Source organism: Enterococcus sp. HY326 (genome assembly GCF_026157065.1).
In the GTDB taxonomy this organism is placed as follows: Bacteria; Bacillota; Bacilli; order Lactobacillales; family Enterococcaceae; genus HY326.
Genome location: NZ_JANLGQ010000002.1, coordinates 461756 through 477690 on the forward strand (window position 1 = coordinate 461756; position 15935 = coordinate 477690).

Consider the following 15935-nt stretch of genomic DNA (forward strand, 5'->3'; position numbering starts at 1 on the left):
CACCCCCTTTTTTTACTTATTCACTTCATTATACGTTGCAGTTATTCAAATTCTGTCAAGAATTTAAAATTTTGCGTATTTATTGTTAAAGAGCAAGGCACAAAAAAAGGAATCTTTAGCATGACTAAAATTTTGAAAAGAAAGCAGAGGAAAACATGTCATCAATTTGGGAGAAAATCAAAGAGTTCAGACTATATGTTTTTTTGTTTTTAGGTTTAGCAGTGATTGGCGGATTTTTGATTTTTCGCAATCAGCAAAAAGAGCTTAACTACGAGACTGATTTTTCTCAGCTGATTGAAAAAGAGAGTAGTACCATAGAATCCTCTAGCAGCCCTATCTATATTGATGTCAAAGGGGCTGTCCATATTCCGGGACTTTATCAGATTGCTCCAGAAAGTCGGCTGATTGAAGCGATTGAGTTAGCGGGAGGCTTTACGGCAGAGGCCGACCAAAGCCAACTGAACTTTGCTCTCAAACTAGCCGATCAGCAGGTAATCTATGTTCCAAAGGTTGGAGAAGAACCTCTGAACACCTTTCAATCACCAGATAATAGTGGTGGTCCATCTGGTGAAGCTGACAAGGTAAACATCAATACCGCAGATTTAGCTGAATTACAAACTCTTTCAGGTATTGGCGAGAAAAAAGCGCAAGATATTATCAATTATCGGCAAGCTAACGGTAGCTTTGCCAACATTGAAGACTTGACGAAGGTTTCTGGTATCGGTGAAAAAACCTTGGAAAAGCTCAAAGACTTTATTACTGTCTGATATAGCTGCTTCTACTTTTCTGATGAAGAGCACTACATCGGTATTCTACTCAGCGTAGAGAACCAAAACGCTATATTTTCTTTCTATTTTCTTAAAAAATGCTATGCTTAAAATAAAAAATGATGGTGTTTGAGGCGGAAAAATATGGAAAATTTCTTAGGTGAAAAATTGCGTAACTATCGGCTGGAGCAGCAACTGACCCAAAAGCAATTAGCCGATAGATTATTTGTATCGGATAAAACTATTTCCAAGTGGGAAAGTGGAGTAGGCAAGCCAGATATCGATACGCTGAAAAACGTGGCTGACTTACTAAATTTGTCAGTCGATGATTTATTAGAAGAGCGGGAACCGAATTTTTATTACGAATACCGCAGCTCCATTTTACTTTGGGGATTGCCTCTATTACATTTGGTGATTCCCAACCTAGGGGAATTGTTGCGATATCGTCTGCTGTTTGTCAATCGCCAGTTGGACTTTAAGAAGCGCAGTCAGTATCTTCCTACTGCAAAAGGCATTTTTAGTGCTGGGCTAATTTCCAAAGGGATTTTTTCAGTTGGCCTTTTAAGCTGCGGTATTTTTTCCATCGGAATTGCCTCAATTGGAATTGTCGCAGGTGGAGTTGCGGCTGTTGGAGTCCTTGCATTCAGCAATTTTGCAGCTGGTATAGTTTCTTTTGGTAACTTTGCTTTGGCACTTCTAGCTTTCGGCAATTTAGCTATTGGGTATTTTAGTCTAGGTAATTTCGCGTTGGGCTTTTTTGCTTTAGGAAATCAGAGCGTTGGTCCTTGGTCCTACGAATTAGGCCCTGATTTTGGCTTACCTGAGATCCGTCAAGCTTTACAAAGTCTTCAGACTGAAGCTATCCCAGCCTTTGCAAAAACATTTCTAATCGAACCTTTAGAGAACTTTTTTCAAAGCTCCTGGGCATTGCAAGTGTTGGTGATTGGATTCGTAGCAGTTGTCCTTTTGGTTTTCATTGTGATAGTGGGAGCTTTGATTACGAGACTTCTAAAAGCTCGCCATTTAATTTGAAAAATAAAGCTACCAGAGGCTGTGACATTAGTTAGAACAGAGCCGAACTTTATGAACTACAGCTAGTGAAACCACTAGCTAGTGTCAATTTGCGATTCGGACACATTGGACCTCAGGAGCAAATAAAATATAGTTCGGGATTTCATCTGTTAAAGAAACTAATATCACAGGCTCTTTTTTTGAAATTTTAGCAAAATTGCGTATTTATAAATAGCCAGCCAACTTCAGTAGCTCTTAAAAGCCTGTTCCTTGAAAACTAAACAACGGAGAAACTTCCTAAGATGAATTTGTAAAAGGGATGTTCAAACAATTGAAAATTTGATAGGATAATGGTAATAAATTGTTATTCAATTACTACTTGAAAAGAGGAATTTTATGACACAAGAAAATAAATCTGTAGATAAATCTCAGGAACAGAGGATTCCTTGGGACCAATATTTTATGGCCCAAGCCATTCTGTTAGCTTTGCGCAGTACCTGTAAGCGTCTTGAAGTAGGTGCAACATTAGTTCGTGATAAACGGATTATCGCTGGCGGCTACAATGGCTCGGTTTCTGGAGATGTCCACTGCATTGACGAGGGCTGCTATATGGTTGATGGACATTGTTTGAGAACGATTCACGCTGAGATGAATGCTCTTTTACAATGCGCCAAATTCGGCATTGCCACTGAGGGCGCTGAAATTTACGTCACGCATTTTCCGTGCTTGCCTTGCACGAAGGCCATTTTACAGGCTGGCATTAAGAAAATTCATTATCTCCATGATTATCATAATGATCCATATGCTCTGGAACTTATTCGACAAGTCGGAGCTGAGGTCAATCAAGTTAAACTGGACAAGAAATACTTTTCAAAAATCCGTTTAGGAGTCGAGGAGGATTTTTTTGGGGAATAAGCTGACAAATTATTGGCTGTTTCCTGTGATTTTTTCGGCTGCTTTAGCGGGGCTTTTAATTGCACCAAGTCTTTGGCTAGCCGTAGTCACTAGTTATTTATTGATACATTTATGCTGTAAACGCAGTAGGAAGTTATGGCTTCTTGCAATTGTTTGCAGCTTTTTTTTGTGTAGTTTGACAAGTATTGCGTTGGCTAAAACTAAATTGACTGAAGAAGAGTTAGCGACTAATTGTTTTATAGTTCAAATTCAACCAGATAGTATCAAAGTCAATGGGGACTTAGTATCTTTTACCAGCCAAGATCTCTCAACTAAGAAAAACTATCTGACGAGGTTGGTGGTTAAAAGTGAAGCTGAAAAAGAACATTGGCAGTACTATTCTCAAAATAGTACGCTAACTGTTGAAGGAGAACTCAGTGAGGCGGATGGCCAATGCAATCTAGGAGGGTTTAATTACCAAGATTACTTAAAGACAATGGGGCAGGCGGGTATTTTAACGATAGAGACCTACCAAATCAAAGGAGAAAAAGATTCAATTAGTTTAAGTAAAATCCGGCGACAATTAATAGTATATCTCCAAAAAACTTTTTCTAAAAAATTACGAAGCTATTTGGAACCACTTATTTTAGGTTACCGACAGCAGAGTTTTCAGGAATTAAGGAAAGTCTATTCCGGCGTTGGCCTGACCCAATTAATCAGTATGTCGGGTATCCATATTGTCATGATAGCAAACCTATTTTACTGGATAATGCGTCGTTGCCACCTGTCCATAGAAGCCTCAATTGTTCCTATAGGTGTCTTAGTCTTTTCAATCATGATTCTTTGTGGTGCTGGTATTCCAGTATTGAGAGGTGGAATAGCCTTCTTATTACAAAGGCTGAAACAATTGTTCAATTGGCAACTGTCAAAGCTAGATTCATTTAGTATCACACTTTTGATAGTTCTAATGCTACGTCCCTTAGCGTTTCTTTCACTATCAGGAATTATTTCATTTGCTTTGAGTTTCTTATTGTTGGAACTAAACCAAATTGAATTTGAAACCTTTGCACCTTTGAAGAGAAACATGATTTTACAAGTTTGTCTAATTCCTATCTTTGCAATTAGCTTCTATCAAATACCGATTTTAGGAGCTTTCTTTAGCGTCCTTTTCTTTCCGATATTCAAAAACATTCTGTTTCCGTCGCTTCTGTTCTGCCTGCCGGTCAGTCTTTTAAAAGACTTCGCTGTTTTTGGCCTATATCAGGATTTTTTAGAGTTTTTACTTTTTGCTACTGAAAGTTTTTTAAAAGTATTCTCTGGTTTATCTTTAAGTTTGAGTATCATTAGCTCTGTGATGCTTCTGTTTTTGCTGATGTGCAGTCTGCTCTTTATCTTTGTAATAAGAAAGGGAAACTGGCAGCTTGCTATCACCATCCTGTTGATATTACTTTTACCAACTTACAAACATCATTTTAAAACAGACTACTTTTTTGCATTTGTTGATGTCGGTCAGGGCGACGCCATTTACTTTGAAGCGCCATTTTTACAAGAGACGATTTTAATCGATACAGGAGGTCGACTGAATTTCTCCAGAGAAGGCTGGCAAGAGCGCCACAGCCAAAGTCCCTCGGAATACAATTTAATTCCCTTTATTCAATCTCGGGGAGTAAAAACCATCGACAAATTGATTATTACCCATGCGGATGAAGATCATATGGGAGAAACAAGAAATCTTTTAGAAAACTTCTCAGTCAATGAGCTTTATCTAGCAAACGGTGTTCAAAATAATGGGAAAATGCACGACTTTTTAAAAGATTTTACAGCACAAAACGGAAGATTACAACTTGTTCAAGCTGGTGATGTTATTGGCGATTATTTCAAATTTCAGATACTGTATCCATCAAAAAATGTCTTAGGAGAAAACAATGATTCATTAGTTTTATGGACGAAGTTACAGGAGCGTTCACTACTTTTGACTGGTGATCTTGAAGCAGCAGGAGAGCAAGAGCTTTTGGTAAATTATCCAAACTTGTCTGCTGATATTTTGAAAGTCGGCCACCATGGTAGTAAAACCTCGACCACTCCGGAATTTGTTAATCAGCTAGAGACAACTGTAGCGATTATTTGCTGTGGGCAAGATAACCGCTTTGGACATCCTCATCCAGAGGTTTTAGCAACCCTTAAAGACAGTAGGGTGCTGCGTACAGATCGTGATGGCATGATTTATTTTTCAGATGGAAACTTTAATTTGAAGGATATTCAAACAGTCGTTCAACAGGAATAAAGCCAGATGTATTTAACAACTAGTCAAACCTGTATTGTCATGATAGGATAACACATGAGGAAGTGAACTGATGTGAATGTACAACAAGGTATGAAAGCCATACAGGATAATTTAGAGCAGATTTATCTAATTTTAGGAACTGAAAAATATCTGCAGGATGAAGTGCGACAGGCTTTTTTGAAGAAGACGCAAGTTGTAGACGAAGCAGATTTAAACTTTGCGGCCTTTGACCTCAGAGAAGACAGACTAGCTGAGGTTATGAATGAAGTAGAGAGCATGCCTTTTTTTGGTGATCACCGCTTAGTTTTTGTTGAAAACCCTGATTTTTTAACGGGGGCTAAAAATCAAAAAGAACAGGAAAACCTGGCTGAATTTATTGCCTATTTACAGCAGCCGGTAGAGTCGACAGTGCTGGTGATTTTTGCTCCTTATGAAAAACTTGATGAACGTAAAAAAGTCACCAAGACATTAAAAAAAACGGCTACTTTAATTGAAACTAAACCTCCAACTGAAGGGGAGTTGAAAAAGCTGCTACTAGAACTGTTTGCTACAGAACAGATTAGCATCAGTTCAGACAATTTAGAATTGATATTGCGTTTGACTGATTTGAGTTTGTCTAAAATCATGGGGGAATTTCAAAAACTTGTTACAAATGTTGGTGCCCATGGTGAAATTACCCAGGAAATAATCCAAGATTTAATTCCTAAAACCTTAGAGCATAATATTTTTGATATGACCAATTTTGTTCTGCAGGGAAAAGCTGAGGCGGCGTTGCGGCTTTATGATGATTTATTGCTGCAGGGGGAAGAAACAATCAAAATCAACAGCATTTTGATTAGTCAGGTGCGTCTGTATCTACAAACTAAAATTTTAGTGGGTATTGGCTATCAGCAAGGAAATATTGCCAGCACATTGTCGATTCATCCCTATCGAGTGAAATTGGCGATGCAGGAAGTGCGGCGGTTTCAATTGGAGACTCTAGAAACAATCTTTGACCAGTTGGTGGAAAATGACTACCGGTTTAAAACAGGGCAGGGGGATAAGGAAATTCTCTTTCAACTATTTGTCTTAAATACTGTGGGAAAAGTGAGTTAACCAGAATTTAGATTGAAGTTTAAATTGCTTTGGAAAATAATTTTTTGTTGAAGTGAAAGTAGACTGAAAAAAGCTGATATTTCTTTTGTTAATAAGGGGATGCAAAATGAATTACCGGCAGAATATGAAGAGTGATGGTTGGCAACCAAAAGCGAGCTTAGATTTTTAGTTGCTTGCCGAGTTACACTTAATCATTTTTTAAATAGCTGAGGGTAGCAAAAAAGCAATCAATTTTACTTGATTGCTTTTTTTTAAACCTTATTTAGCTAATTGTTTGCTTAAACGAGATTTGTCACGACCAGCTTTGTTCTTATGGATTAATCCTTTAGTCTCAGCCTTGTCGATTGCTGTAACAGCATCTTTATATAGTGCATCTACGTTGTCAGCTCCAGCAGCAACTGCATCTTCAAATTTCTTGATTGCAGTGCGCATTGCGCTTTTTTGAGATGAATTTTTCGCACCAGCGATTTCGCTTGTACGAACACGTTTGATTGCAGATTCAATGTTTGGCATTTTTTCACCTCCGATAAGTAGGATCTTATGCACGTGGCATAATCAACAGTAATCATTATACCTAAAGGCTGATGTCTTTGCAATACATGTGACAAGTTTTTTTCCTTAACAGTGAAAATTTGCACATTTTTCTAATTTATAGAGCTCACAATTTTGACAATCTTGCGGATTTTTCGGTTGCTTATCCTGATAATCAGGTGTTTTAATTGTCCGCAACAGACGCAGGCCGTTTAGAATAACTAAAATTGTGCTGCCTTCGTGACCAACGACACCAAGAGGTAGGCTAATGATTTGGAAAAAGTTTGATAGCACTAGCAACAAAATAACTGCTAATGAGAACACAATATTTTGTTTTACAATTCGCTGTAATTTTTTTGACAGCTGGTGACTCATCTGTAATTTGCTTAAATCATTTTTGATTAAGACAACATCAGCCACATCCATCGCAATATCGGTTCCTTCTCCCATGGCAATTCCGATTGAGGACGTCGCAAGGGCAGGGGCATCATTAATGCCATCGCCGACCATGGCGTTGACTTGATAATTTTCTTTTTCAGCAGCAATCAAATTCGTTTTATCTTCCGGCAAACAATCAGCGTAATATTTTTGAATCCCAATTTCTTTTGCGATAACCTTGGCAGTCCCTTGATGGTCCCCTGTCATCATAGTAGTGTGAACACCTTGTTGATTAAAATACTGAACGACTTGGCGAGCCTCAGCTTTAGCAACATCAAAGAGGGCAATGACAGCTTGTAGTTGATCCTCTTTGGCTAAGTAGATGACTGTTTTTCCGGAATCTTGAAAATAAGTAATCTTATCTAATACTTCTGCTGAGACTTGAGTGCTTTTTGGATCAAAGGCATGCTTACCGATTTTCCATAAATGGCCATCGATTTCAGCTTGAACACCAAAGCCAGCAATTTCAGTCACATCAACTTGTTTTAACTCTTCAGGTAAGTCAATGATAAAGTGGTCCACAATTGCTTCGGCCAGTGGATGGGTCGTTTTAGATTCTAAGGCAACTAGCACATCAATAGCTGTTTTTTTGTCTCCTAAAAACAGGCTATCGGTAACAGTTGGTTTCCCTCTGGTTAAGGTTCCTGTTTTATCAAAGGCAATTGCTTTTAATTGCGCTAGATTTTCTAAATAGGTGCCGCCTTTAAAGAGCACACCGTTTCTGGCGCCATTAGAAATGGCCGCCAGAGTTGCTGGGGTTGCCGCTGCAACGAGGGCACAAGGGGAGGCTACAACTAACAGCACCATTCCCCGATAAAAACTTTCTTGGAAGCTCCAGCCTAATAAAAAATGACTTAAAATAATTGATAGGGGAACCAGAACTAAAACAGCCTTCACATAAATGTTTTCAATCTTTCCAATAAAGGAAGCGGTTTGTGTGGGTGTATTTTGGGCATCCTCGACTAGCCGAATAATTTTTGCAAACAACGTATCTTCACTAGTTTTAGAAACGCTCATGGTAAAGGCGTTACCTGTGTTGGTGGTTCCGCCAAAAACTTCTGCGCCAACACTTTTTTCCACTGGCACAGACTCGCCGCTGATGGCTGCTTCGTCAATCGTTGTGCGTCCTTGAATGATTTCACCATCAATTGGAATAGCCGCACCCTTTGGTACCACAACTTGATCGGCTAAAATTAATTCTGAAACTTCCACTTCTTCGGTTCGGCCATTTGCCAATAATTTTAGGGCCTTCGTTGGTTTCAATTGCATTAAAGCGGTAATTTCTTTTTTGCTTTTATTGGTCGTATATTCCTCTAAAGCACCGCTGAGACAAAAGATAAAGGTCAGCATGGCACCTTCAAACCAATTGCCGATAATACAAGCCCCAATTGCAGCTAGCGCCATTAATAAATCGACATTTAAGGTTTTCTCATGAATGATTTCACTAATTCCTTCAGTGGTTTGTTTCCAGCCTCCAGAAAAAATCGCCACAGCGAAAAACAGCGGATAACTGCCTACTTGTAACTTTTCTAAAATAAATCCCAACACCATAAAAACTAAACAGCCGACTGTTGAAAACACAGCTTGCTTTTCTGCTTTTCTCATGATGATTTTCCTCCTCGTTCAATAATTTTTTCGATTTCCTCTTTACAAATATAGCATATCATATAAAAAGTCTAATTGATAATAAAATATCGTAATTGAGAATGAAAGTGATTATCACTCAAGAATGAAATCGTTTATTCATCGTATTGTCGCAAATCACTAACGATAATTATTATCATTTACAATACAAAAAAACCTCTTCTGAAAAGAAGAGGTTTAGATAAGTAGCTTAAAGGACACTTGTAAATAACCAATAACCGAGCACAATAATTCCGAGCACGATTCGGTACCAGCCAAAAACTGTAAAGTCATTACGTTTGATATAGTTCATCAAGAAGCGAATGGCAATAATTGAAACAAAATAAGATACGGCTGTGCCGACTAACAAAACGACAATTTCGCCGATGGAGAAACTATTGCCAGCTGCAATAAATTTCAAAATCTTGTAGCCACTGGCAGCGAACATTGTCGGAATTCCTAGGAAGAAAGAAAACTCCGTCGCTACAAAGCGGGAAGCTCCAATCATAATGCCCCCCAAGATGGTTGCACCAGAACGAGAGGTTCCGGGAACAAGCGACAGGACTTGGAAAAAGCCAACAATCAAAGCTGCTTTATAGGTGAAGCGATTTAAATCCGTACACTTCGGTTTTTTTGTTTTATTGATTCTTTCAACAATAATAAAGGCAATCCCATAAATAATCAGGACGATAGCCACACTAACAAAGTTTTGGAGATGAGCTTCTAAAAAATCATTAATCAGCAGTCCGATAATACCAGAGGGGATAAATGCAATGACGACTTTACTCCACAAACTCCACGTATCTTTTTTCTCAATTTCTGTTTTAGTTTGAGAAAAAGGATTTAACTTATCGAAATAGAGGACAACAACGGCCATTATCGCCCCCAACTGAATGACCACATTAAACATGTTCATAAATTCGGCCGACAAATCCATTTTAATGAATTCATCCAGCAAAATTAAATGACCGGTACTACTTATCGGCAGCCATTCGGTGATGCCTTCAACAATCCCAAAGAAGACTGCTTTAATAATATTTACAAATAAAACCATTTTTTCATTCCTTTCATCAGGGTAATTATAAATAAGCGAATCAAATAACTGAAATACCTTTTCTAGTATACCGATAATCTTGAAAAAAACCAATGCTATTAGAAAAAATAAAAAAACTGCCAGCAGGTTTTCCGAAAGGAGACAGTTTAACACAGCTCATTTACCACCTGCGGCAGATTATCAAATAATATTATTGTAATAGCTCGTGGGAAATTTTTTTGCCCGCTTCAATATGGCTAACATCATTAATCCCTTCAATCGAAAATTTACCATTTTCGTAGCTGAGTTTTGTGACCGAGCCATTTTCAATGCCGGTGCCCATCGGCTGCTGATTATCAATCAGACCTAATAAAAAGCCAATAGTTAAACCATGGGAGACAACTAAGACATTGCCGCCACCAGCTTTTTCTCGTTTGAAAGCAATATCTTCAAAGCCTGTCCAAACTCGTTGGCGCAATTGTTCGTAAGTCTCCGCCCAATTGGCAGTATCAGCTTGATAAATAGCATCCGCTACTTCCTTGAAATCCATTTGATTCATTGGTGTGTCTGGATTAATATCTAAAACTCGGGGAATAATGCCCCACATTTCAGCATCAAAACCGCCTTCAAGGGAACCAAAACACCATTCACGAATACGGGGATCTGTCGTATAAGGAATTTGACGGCCATTAAAATGTTCTCCCAAAAGGATGCGAGAGGTTTCAATTGCTCGGCCGCTATCAGAAGAATAGGCTTCTTCAAAAGGAATCTCCCGCAAACCAAGAGCCGCAAAGTGAATTCCCTGTTGACCTTCTTTGGTTAAAGGCGTATCACACCAGCCTTGAACACGGGTTAATGCATTAAACATTGTTTTTCCGTGGCGCACAACATATAAAACAGTTTTTGTCATGGTAAAATCTCCTAGCTCATTTTAATGTAATAAATTTTTTTGCAAAAATTTAAGTTGATTCTCATTCCGTATACCATCCCACTAAGTTGTTTCGCTATGGTGAGTGGTAGTTGTTTGTATTACTGGTTTACGTTTGTTAACTGGAAAAAGTGGGACTAGCATCCTAACTCATTTTAATGTAATAAATTTTTTTGCAAAAATTTAGGTTTATTTTCGTACGTATACCATCCCACTAGGTTGTTTCGCTATAGTGAGTGGTAGTTGTTTGTCTTGTTGATTTACGTTTATTGACTGGGAAGAGTGGGACTGGCATCCTAGCTCATTTCCAATTAATTATTAAAAAATGGATTGGTTTTGCGTTCTCGCTCGATGGTAGTCGCTTCGCCGTGTCCGGGGAAGGCCGGCATTTCGCCGGGCAGGGTGAACAATTGGGTTTTAATGCTGTTTAATAATTGTTCCAAATTGCCAGTGGGTAAGTCGGTGCGACCGATGCTGCCACGGAATAAGGCATCGCCGACAACCACAAAGTCATCAAAGATAAAACTGACGCTGCCGATTGAATGTCCCGGTGTCGCCACAACTTCAAATCGCATGCCACCAAGAGTATATTCTTTTAAATCAAATTCATATTCTGCAGGTTGAACAATGATGTCAGCCATATCATCATGGCGACCTAAGCCAGATAAGTTCAAGAGGGGATCACTGAGCCAAGCCTGCTCTAATGGGCTGACATAGACGGGAATTTGATAAAGTGCCCGCAGGTCCTCCACGGCACCAATGTGATCATAATGGGTGTGGGTCAATAAAATCGCAAGGGGTTTGCGTTGTAATTTTTTTATTTCTTCTGCGATGACTAACGCATCTTCCCCGGGATCGATGATTAATAAGTTTTCTTCATTTGATATCAGATAGCAATTTTCTTCTACGATACCCGTTTTTATTTGTAAAATTTCCACGAAATAGCCTCCTTAGGTTCTTCTTGTTTCATTATAGATATTTTTCTTGGATTACGCTAGGGACTGCTGCCATCTTTAGTAAAAAGACGAGGCCGTGAGATTAGTCTTGTTAACAGATGGAGTCCCGAATTATATTGTATTTGCGACTGTGGTCCAGTAGGCCCTCGTCGCAAATTCTCAATACTTGATGATAGCTGGTAGATATTGTTCGGAAAAATCAGTTCTGTTTTAACTAATGGCACAGCCTCGCCTATTATTGTTAACGAAAATTGGTAAATTGTAATTCAATCGGCAGGTCTAAGTCTCTTAATAGGGTGATAATTTTTTGTAAATCATCACGACTTTTGCCAGTGACGCGAATTTGATCATCTTGAATTTGTGATTTTACTTTGATTTTGCTATTTTTGATGGCGGTATTGATTTTTTTAGCATTGTCTTTATCAATACCTGTGATAAGATCCGCTGATTGGCGAACGGTTCCACCTAGGGCGTGTTCACTTTCAGAAAAATGAATATTTTTTACCGGTACGTCCCGTTTGATAAGTTTGCTGAACAAAACATCTTTGATTTGCTCCATTTTAAAGTCATCATCGGCGACAACGACAACTTTTTCCCCCTCCAATTTGATTTCAACTTTGGCTCCTTTAAAATCAAAACGGTTAGTAATTTCTTTTAAAGCGATTTGAATCGCATTTTTCACTTCTTCTAAATTCACTTCACTAACTACGTCAAAGCTTGCATCTTTTGCCATGAATATCCCTCCAATTGCTTTTCATCTATGGTATCAAAGTTTCTTAAATCAGACAAATGTTCAAAAATAAAATTGTTCTCATTAAATCACGGCATATCTTGCTTTTAGACTAATTTCTAGCTATTCTAGCACTAGCGATTTTGAAATAGTTTAAGAAATGAGGGCAGTTGTGTGAAAATTCAACAACGAGAGTTTATAAAAAAGATTTTAGTGATTATCCTCTGCGGGCTGACCGGTGGTTTGGCCTTAAATTTCTTTTTAATTCCGGGCCATATTTTGTCAGCTGGAATGAACGGGGTCGCCCAAATTATCACCAGCGTATTGTGGCAGAACTTTCAAGTCCATGTCAGCACTGGACTGTTTATTTTCCTTTTAAATGTGCCATTATTTATTTTAGGATTTGTAAAATTAGGGAAAGAAAATGTGATTTACAGCTTTGCCAATGTGATTTCGGTCTCTCTGTTTACGATGATTATTCCGCTAGGGGAAATTACCGATAATATCATGATGAACGGGATTGTCGGCGGAGTGCTTTTAGGAATTGGCGCCGGTTATTCACTGAAGATGGGTTTTACCAGCGGCGGGATGGATATTCTTTCATTGGTTCTATCTAAAACGACGGGTAAGACCGTCGGCAAATATATGTTTTTGCTAAATGGTGCGATTGTTTTAATGGCAGGGTTAATTTTTGACTGGGAGAGTGCTCTGTATACAATTATTTCCATTTTTTGTATGAGCCAGGTTGTCGATGTGATTCACACTAGTCATCAAAAATTGACAGTTATGATTGTTACCCAGAAGGCTGATGAGGTCGCTGATGAGATTAGCCGGCAATTATTCCGCGGGATGACGCTTTTTCCATCGAAGGGGGGCTTTTCAAAAGCCGACAGCACCACAATTATGATGGTGATTACCCGCTATGAGTTGTATCAACTGGAGCAAATTTTAACGTCCGTTGACGAAGGGGCTTTTGTCAACGTCATGCCGACACAAGCGGTCTTAGGCCAGTTTGCCAATGAAGATGAGCAAAAATATTTTCAGACAACAGGTAATTTTCCAAATCTAAAAAAACACAACAGCAAACGCTAATAATAGTAGAAAACTCTGTCTCAGAATAGTTGCGGCAGAGTTTTTTTCGATTATTTTCTGAAAAAAGCAAAAAAAGCGTGATTTTTCTACTGATTATGCTATCATGCTACATATGAATTCTTTGGAGGTATGTGTATGTTATTCGGGACAGCAAAATTTAATCAAGACAATCATTTAGAAATCGGCGGGGTCGATACAACTGAGCTGGTCAAAGAATATGGCAGCCCGCTCTTTGTTTATGATGTGGCTCATATTCGGCAAATGGCCCGAGGCTTTAAACAAACCTTTGAAGAGATGAAGTTAAAAAATAAAGTGATTTATGCCAGTAAAGCCTTCAGCTGCTTGGCAATTTATGATTTATTAAAAGAAGAGTCCTTGTCCTGCGATGTGGTTTCCGGCGGCGAATTATTCACCGCTTTAAAGGGAGGCTTTCCGGCGAGTGAAATTGAATTCCACGGCAATAATAAAACAGCTGTTGAGCTAAGAGAGGCTGTTGCAGCTGGAATTGGCACTATCATTATCGATAATTTTTATGAAATTGAATTACTCAGCAGTATTTTACATGAGGCTGGGAAAAAACAAAAAGTGCTTTTCCGAGTTTCTCCGGGTATTGAAGCCGAGACCCATGAATATATTTTGACCGGCCAAGAGGATTCAAAATTTGGCTTTGATGTTGCCAGCGGTCAGGCGGAACAGGCGTTACAAATGTTGTTAAATGATGATGCCTTTGAGGTTGCTGGTGTTCATTGTCATATTGGTTCGCAAATTTTTGACACGACGGGCTTTAGTTTGGCCGCCGATAAAATGATTGAACTTTTGGCTGCTTGGACGGAAGCCTATCAATTTGAAGCCAAAATTTTAAATGTCGGCGGCGGTTTTGGTATTCGCTATACATCATCAAATGATCCATTGCCACCGGCGGAATTTGTCAAAATTATTGCTGCGAAAATTCAAGAGCACTGGAAAAAAATCAGTTATCCATTGCCAGAAATTCAAATTGAACCCGGACGGAGCATTGTCGCAGAAGCCGGGACCACTTTATATACTGTAGGCTCGCAAAAAGAAATTCCTGGTATTCGCAATTATGTGTCTGTTGATGGCGGGATGGGGGATAACATCCGCCCGGCCTTGTATGAAGCTGAATATGATGCTCATCTAGCCAACCGAGCAGGGGACAATCCTGAAAAAATCCGTTTGGTGGGCAAATATTGCGAATCCGGCGACATTCTCATCCGCAATATTGAAATGCCGCGCCTAGTTCCAGGAGATTTAGTTGCCTTAACTAGTACCGGCGCCTATGGTTACTCGATGGCTAGTAATTATAACCGCAATCTTAAACCAGCAGTGGTCTTTGTTGAGGATGGTGCAGCAACTTTAGTTGTTCGCCGGGAGACGTATGAGGATTTAATTGCGCTGGATGTCCCTATCAAATAATAACAACTCGTTTACACTTACTAAAAAAAAGAGTAAAATAAAAGAAATAATTTGTTTGGCAGCATGTTTACGCCAAACAAAATAATTAAAGGAGTGGTTCCAGTGACTGAACAAAATCAAGAATGGTCCCCAACAGAAATCGAAGCCATTAAAGAGCGGATTTTAACCGCTTTGGAAACCGTAATTGATCCCGAGTTAGGCATTGACATTGTCAACCTTGGTTTAGTATATGAAATTGAATTTGAACCTGATGGCGAAACAGTCATTAAAATGACTTTGACCACCATGGGCTGTCCTTTGGCGGATATTCTAACCGAACAAATTCATGAAGCGATGAAGGAAGTGCCAGAAGTAACCAATGTCGAAGTCAAACTTGTTTGGTACCCTGCTTGGACGACGGATAAAATGAGTCGCTATGCGCGGATTGCTTTAGGGATTCGTTAAAGAATTGAATAAAAATCAACTCCTGATACAAAAAATGTATCAGGAGTTTTTTTGAATTGCGATATCGCTTCATCAATAAAAATGGAGCCAAAGAAAAATTTTTTAAATAATAGCCTAACCCTTTGAATTTTTCTCTGACAGCCCTGCAATCTTCTGCTATCCTAATAAAAAGAATAGAAACGTACAAGAGAGGAAACCTCCGATGACAAAAATTGAGACTTATTGGCAGCAATTCGCTGCCAAACATAATTTATCCTCTGAATTACCAGAGGCCTGGATGTTTGGCGATGGCAGTCCGGAAATGGCTGATGAATTAGGCCATCTGGTGGTTAAGGGGATAAAGACTGGAACCTGCTCAGCATTTCCGTTGTATGAGCTTGAAGGGGAGGAAATTCCTCAAGTCGGCCAATATGAGATGATTCTTGATGGCCGCAATTTATCATTAGCTATTATCCAAACCACCAAAGTAGAAATCTTGCCGATGAATCAAGTTTCTGAAGAATTTGCCCGCTCAGAAGGGGAGGGGGATTTAAGCTATCGTTATTGGTATGATGCCCATGAAGCTTTTTTCCTACAAGCACTGCGAGCATATGGTCTTGAGTTTACACCAGAATTATTGTTAGTCTGCCAAAACTTTCAGATGGTTGATTTATACCAAAATACTTAGGAGAAAAA

General features: G+C 39.0%; 15 protein-coding genes. 9 read left to right on the forward strand and 6 right to left on the reverse strand.

The window, feature by feature from the left end:
* The first annotated feature begins 155 nt into the window (after positions 1–155).
* From ORH16_RS06860 to holA, 5 genes are all read left to right on the forward strand, one after another.
* Positions 156–767 (forward strand): helix-hairpin-helix domain-containing protein, encoded by a 612-nt coding sequence (locus ORH16_RS06860; protein WP_265457424.1) that lies wholly within the window; start codon positions 156–158, stop codon positions 765–767.
* Positions 768–911: 144 nt separating this feature from the next.
* A complete protein-coding gene (locus ORH16_RS06865; protein ID WP_265457426.1) occupies positions 912–1799 on the forward strand; it encodes a helix-turn-helix domain-containing protein in 888 nt (295 codons plus the stop codon).
* A 375-nt stretch (positions 1800–2174) separates the two neighbouring features.
* Positions 2175–2693, forward strand: coding sequence for a ComE operon protein 2 (locus ORH16_RS06870; RefSeq protein WP_265457428.1), 519 nt, complete (start codon positions 2175–2177; stop codon positions 2691–2693).
* A 190-nt stretch (positions 2694–2883) separates the two neighbouring features.
* The gene (locus ORH16_RS06875) at positions 2884–4956 is read left to right on the forward strand and encodes a DNA internalization-related competence protein ComEC/Rec2 (RefSeq protein ID WP_265457430.1); all 2073 of its coding nucleotides are present in this window, start codon (positions 2884–2886) and stop codon (positions 4954–4956) included.
* 90 nt (positions 4957–5046) lie between these two features.
* On the forward strand, positions 5047–6051 hold the full coding sequence (gene holA / locus ORH16_RS06880; RefSeq protein ID WP_416207845.1) for a DNA polymerase III subunit delta: 1005 nt from the start codon (positions 5047–5049) through the stop codon (positions 6049–6051).
* A gap of 258 nt (positions 6052–6309) precedes the next feature.
* Here the strand turns inward: holA and rpsT are convergent, their stop codons facing one another.
* From rpsT to ORH16_RS06910, 6 genes are all read right to left on the reverse strand, one after another.
* The gene (gene rpsT, locus ORH16_RS06885; protein ID WP_265457433.1) at positions 6310–6564 is read right to left on the reverse strand and encodes a 30S ribosomal protein S20; all 255 of its coding nucleotides are present in this window, start codon (positions 6562–6564) and stop codon (positions 6310–6312) included.
* Between the two features lie 105 nt (positions 6565–6669).
* Entirely contained in the window at positions 6670–8625 is a 1956-nt protein-coding gene (locus ORH16_RS06890) for a heavy metal translocating P-type ATPase (protein ID WP_265457435.1), read from the reverse strand.
* Between the two features lie 229 nt (positions 8626–8854).
* On the reverse strand, positions 8855–9697 hold the full coding sequence (locus ORH16_RS06895) for an undecaprenyl-diphosphate phosphatase (protein ID WP_265457437.1): 843 nt from the start codon (positions 9695–9697) through the stop codon (positions 8855–8857).
* A 190-nt stretch (positions 9698–9887) separates the two neighbouring features.
* Positions 9888–10586: a histidine phosphatase family protein gene (locus ORH16_RS06900; protein WP_265457439.1), complete on the reverse strand. Its 699-nt coding sequence runs from the start codon at positions 10584–10586 to the stop codon at positions 9888–9890.
* A 329-nt stretch (positions 10587–10915) separates the two neighbouring features.
* A complete protein-coding gene (locus ORH16_RS06905) occupies positions 10916–11542 on the reverse strand; it encodes an MBL fold metallo-hydrolase (RefSeq protein ID WP_265457440.1) in 627 nt (208 codons plus the stop codon).
* Positions 11543–11801: 259 nt separating this feature from the next.
* Positions 11802–12293, reverse strand: a complete 492-nt coding sequence (locus ORH16_RS06910; RefSeq protein ID WP_265457442.1) for a YajQ family cyclic di-GMP-binding protein — start codon at positions 12291–12293, stop codon at positions 11802–11804.
* Between the two features lie 171 nt (positions 12294–12464).
* On the opposite strand from ORH16_RS06910, the gene ORH16_RS06915 reads away from it, so the two are divergent.
* From ORH16_RS06915 to ORH16_RS06930, 4 genes are all read left to right on the forward strand, one after another.
* Positions 12465–13382: a YitT family protein gene (locus tag ORH16_RS06915; protein ID WP_265457443.1), complete on the forward strand. Its 918-nt coding sequence runs from the start codon at positions 12465–12467 to the stop codon at positions 13380–13382.
* Positions 13383–13511: 129 nt separating this feature from the next.
* Complete coding sequence (lysA, locus tag ORH16_RS06920; protein ID WP_416207842.1) at positions 13512–14816, forward strand: diaminopimelate decarboxylase; 1305 nt, start codon at positions 13512–13514, stop codon at positions 14814–14816.
* Between the two features lie 102 nt (positions 14817–14918).
* A complete protein-coding gene (locus ORH16_RS06925; protein WP_265457447.1) occupies positions 14919–15260 on the forward strand; it encodes a metal-sulfur cluster assembly factor in 342 nt (113 codons plus the stop codon).
* Between the two features lie 202 nt (positions 15261–15462).
* The gene (locus ORH16_RS06930; RefSeq protein WP_265457449.1) at positions 15463–15927 is read left to right on the forward strand and encodes an ASCH domain-containing protein; all 465 of its coding nucleotides are present in this window, start codon (positions 15463–15465) and stop codon (positions 15925–15927) included.
* The last annotated feature ends 8 nt before the right edge of the window (positions 15928–15935 follow it).

Bases quoted from the DNA above. Each gene is read 5' to 3' on its own strand.
- ORH16_RS06860 (WP_265457424.1), top strand. From the start codon at position 156: ATGTCATCAATTTGGGAGAAAATCAAAGAGTTCAGACTATATGTTTTT.
- ORH16_RS06865 (WP_265457426.1), top strand. From the start codon at position 912: ATGGAAAATTTCTTAGGTGAAAAATTGCGTAACTATCGGCTGGAGCAG.
- ORH16_RS06870 (WP_265457428.1), top strand. From the start codon at position 2,175: ATGACACAAGAAAATAAATCTGTAGATAAATCTCAGGAACAGAGGATT.
- holA (WP_416207845.1), top strand. From the start codon at position 5,047: ATGAAAGCCATACAGGATAATTTAGAGCAGATTTATCTAATTTTAGGA.
- rpsT (WP_265457433.1), bottom strand. From the start codon at position 6,564: ATGCCAAACATTGAATCTGCAATCAAACGTGTTCGTACAAGCGAAATC.
- ORH16_RS06890 (WP_265457435.1), bottom strand. From the start codon at position 8,625: ATGAGAAAAGCAGAAAAGCAAGCTGTGTTTTCAACAGTCGGCTGTTTA.
- ORH16_RS06895 (WP_265457437.1), bottom strand. From the start codon at position 9,697: ATGGTTTTATTTGTAAATATTATTAAAGCAGTCTTCTTTGGGATTGTT.
- ORH16_RS06900 (WP_265457439.1), bottom strand. From the start codon at position 10,586: ATGACAAAAACTGTTTTATATGTTGTGCGCCACGGAAAAACAATGTTT.
- ORH16_RS06910 (WP_265457442.1), bottom strand. From the start codon at position 12,293: ATGGCAAAAGATGCAAGCTTTGACGTAGTTAGTGAAGTGAATTTAGAA.
- lysA (WP_416207842.1), top strand. From the start codon at position 13,512: ATGTGTATGTTATTCGGGACAGCAAAATTTAATCAAGACAATCATTTA.
- ORH16_RS06930 (WP_265457449.1), top strand. From the start codon at position 15,463: ATGACAAAAATTGAGACTTATTGGCAGCAATTCGCTGCCAAACATAAT.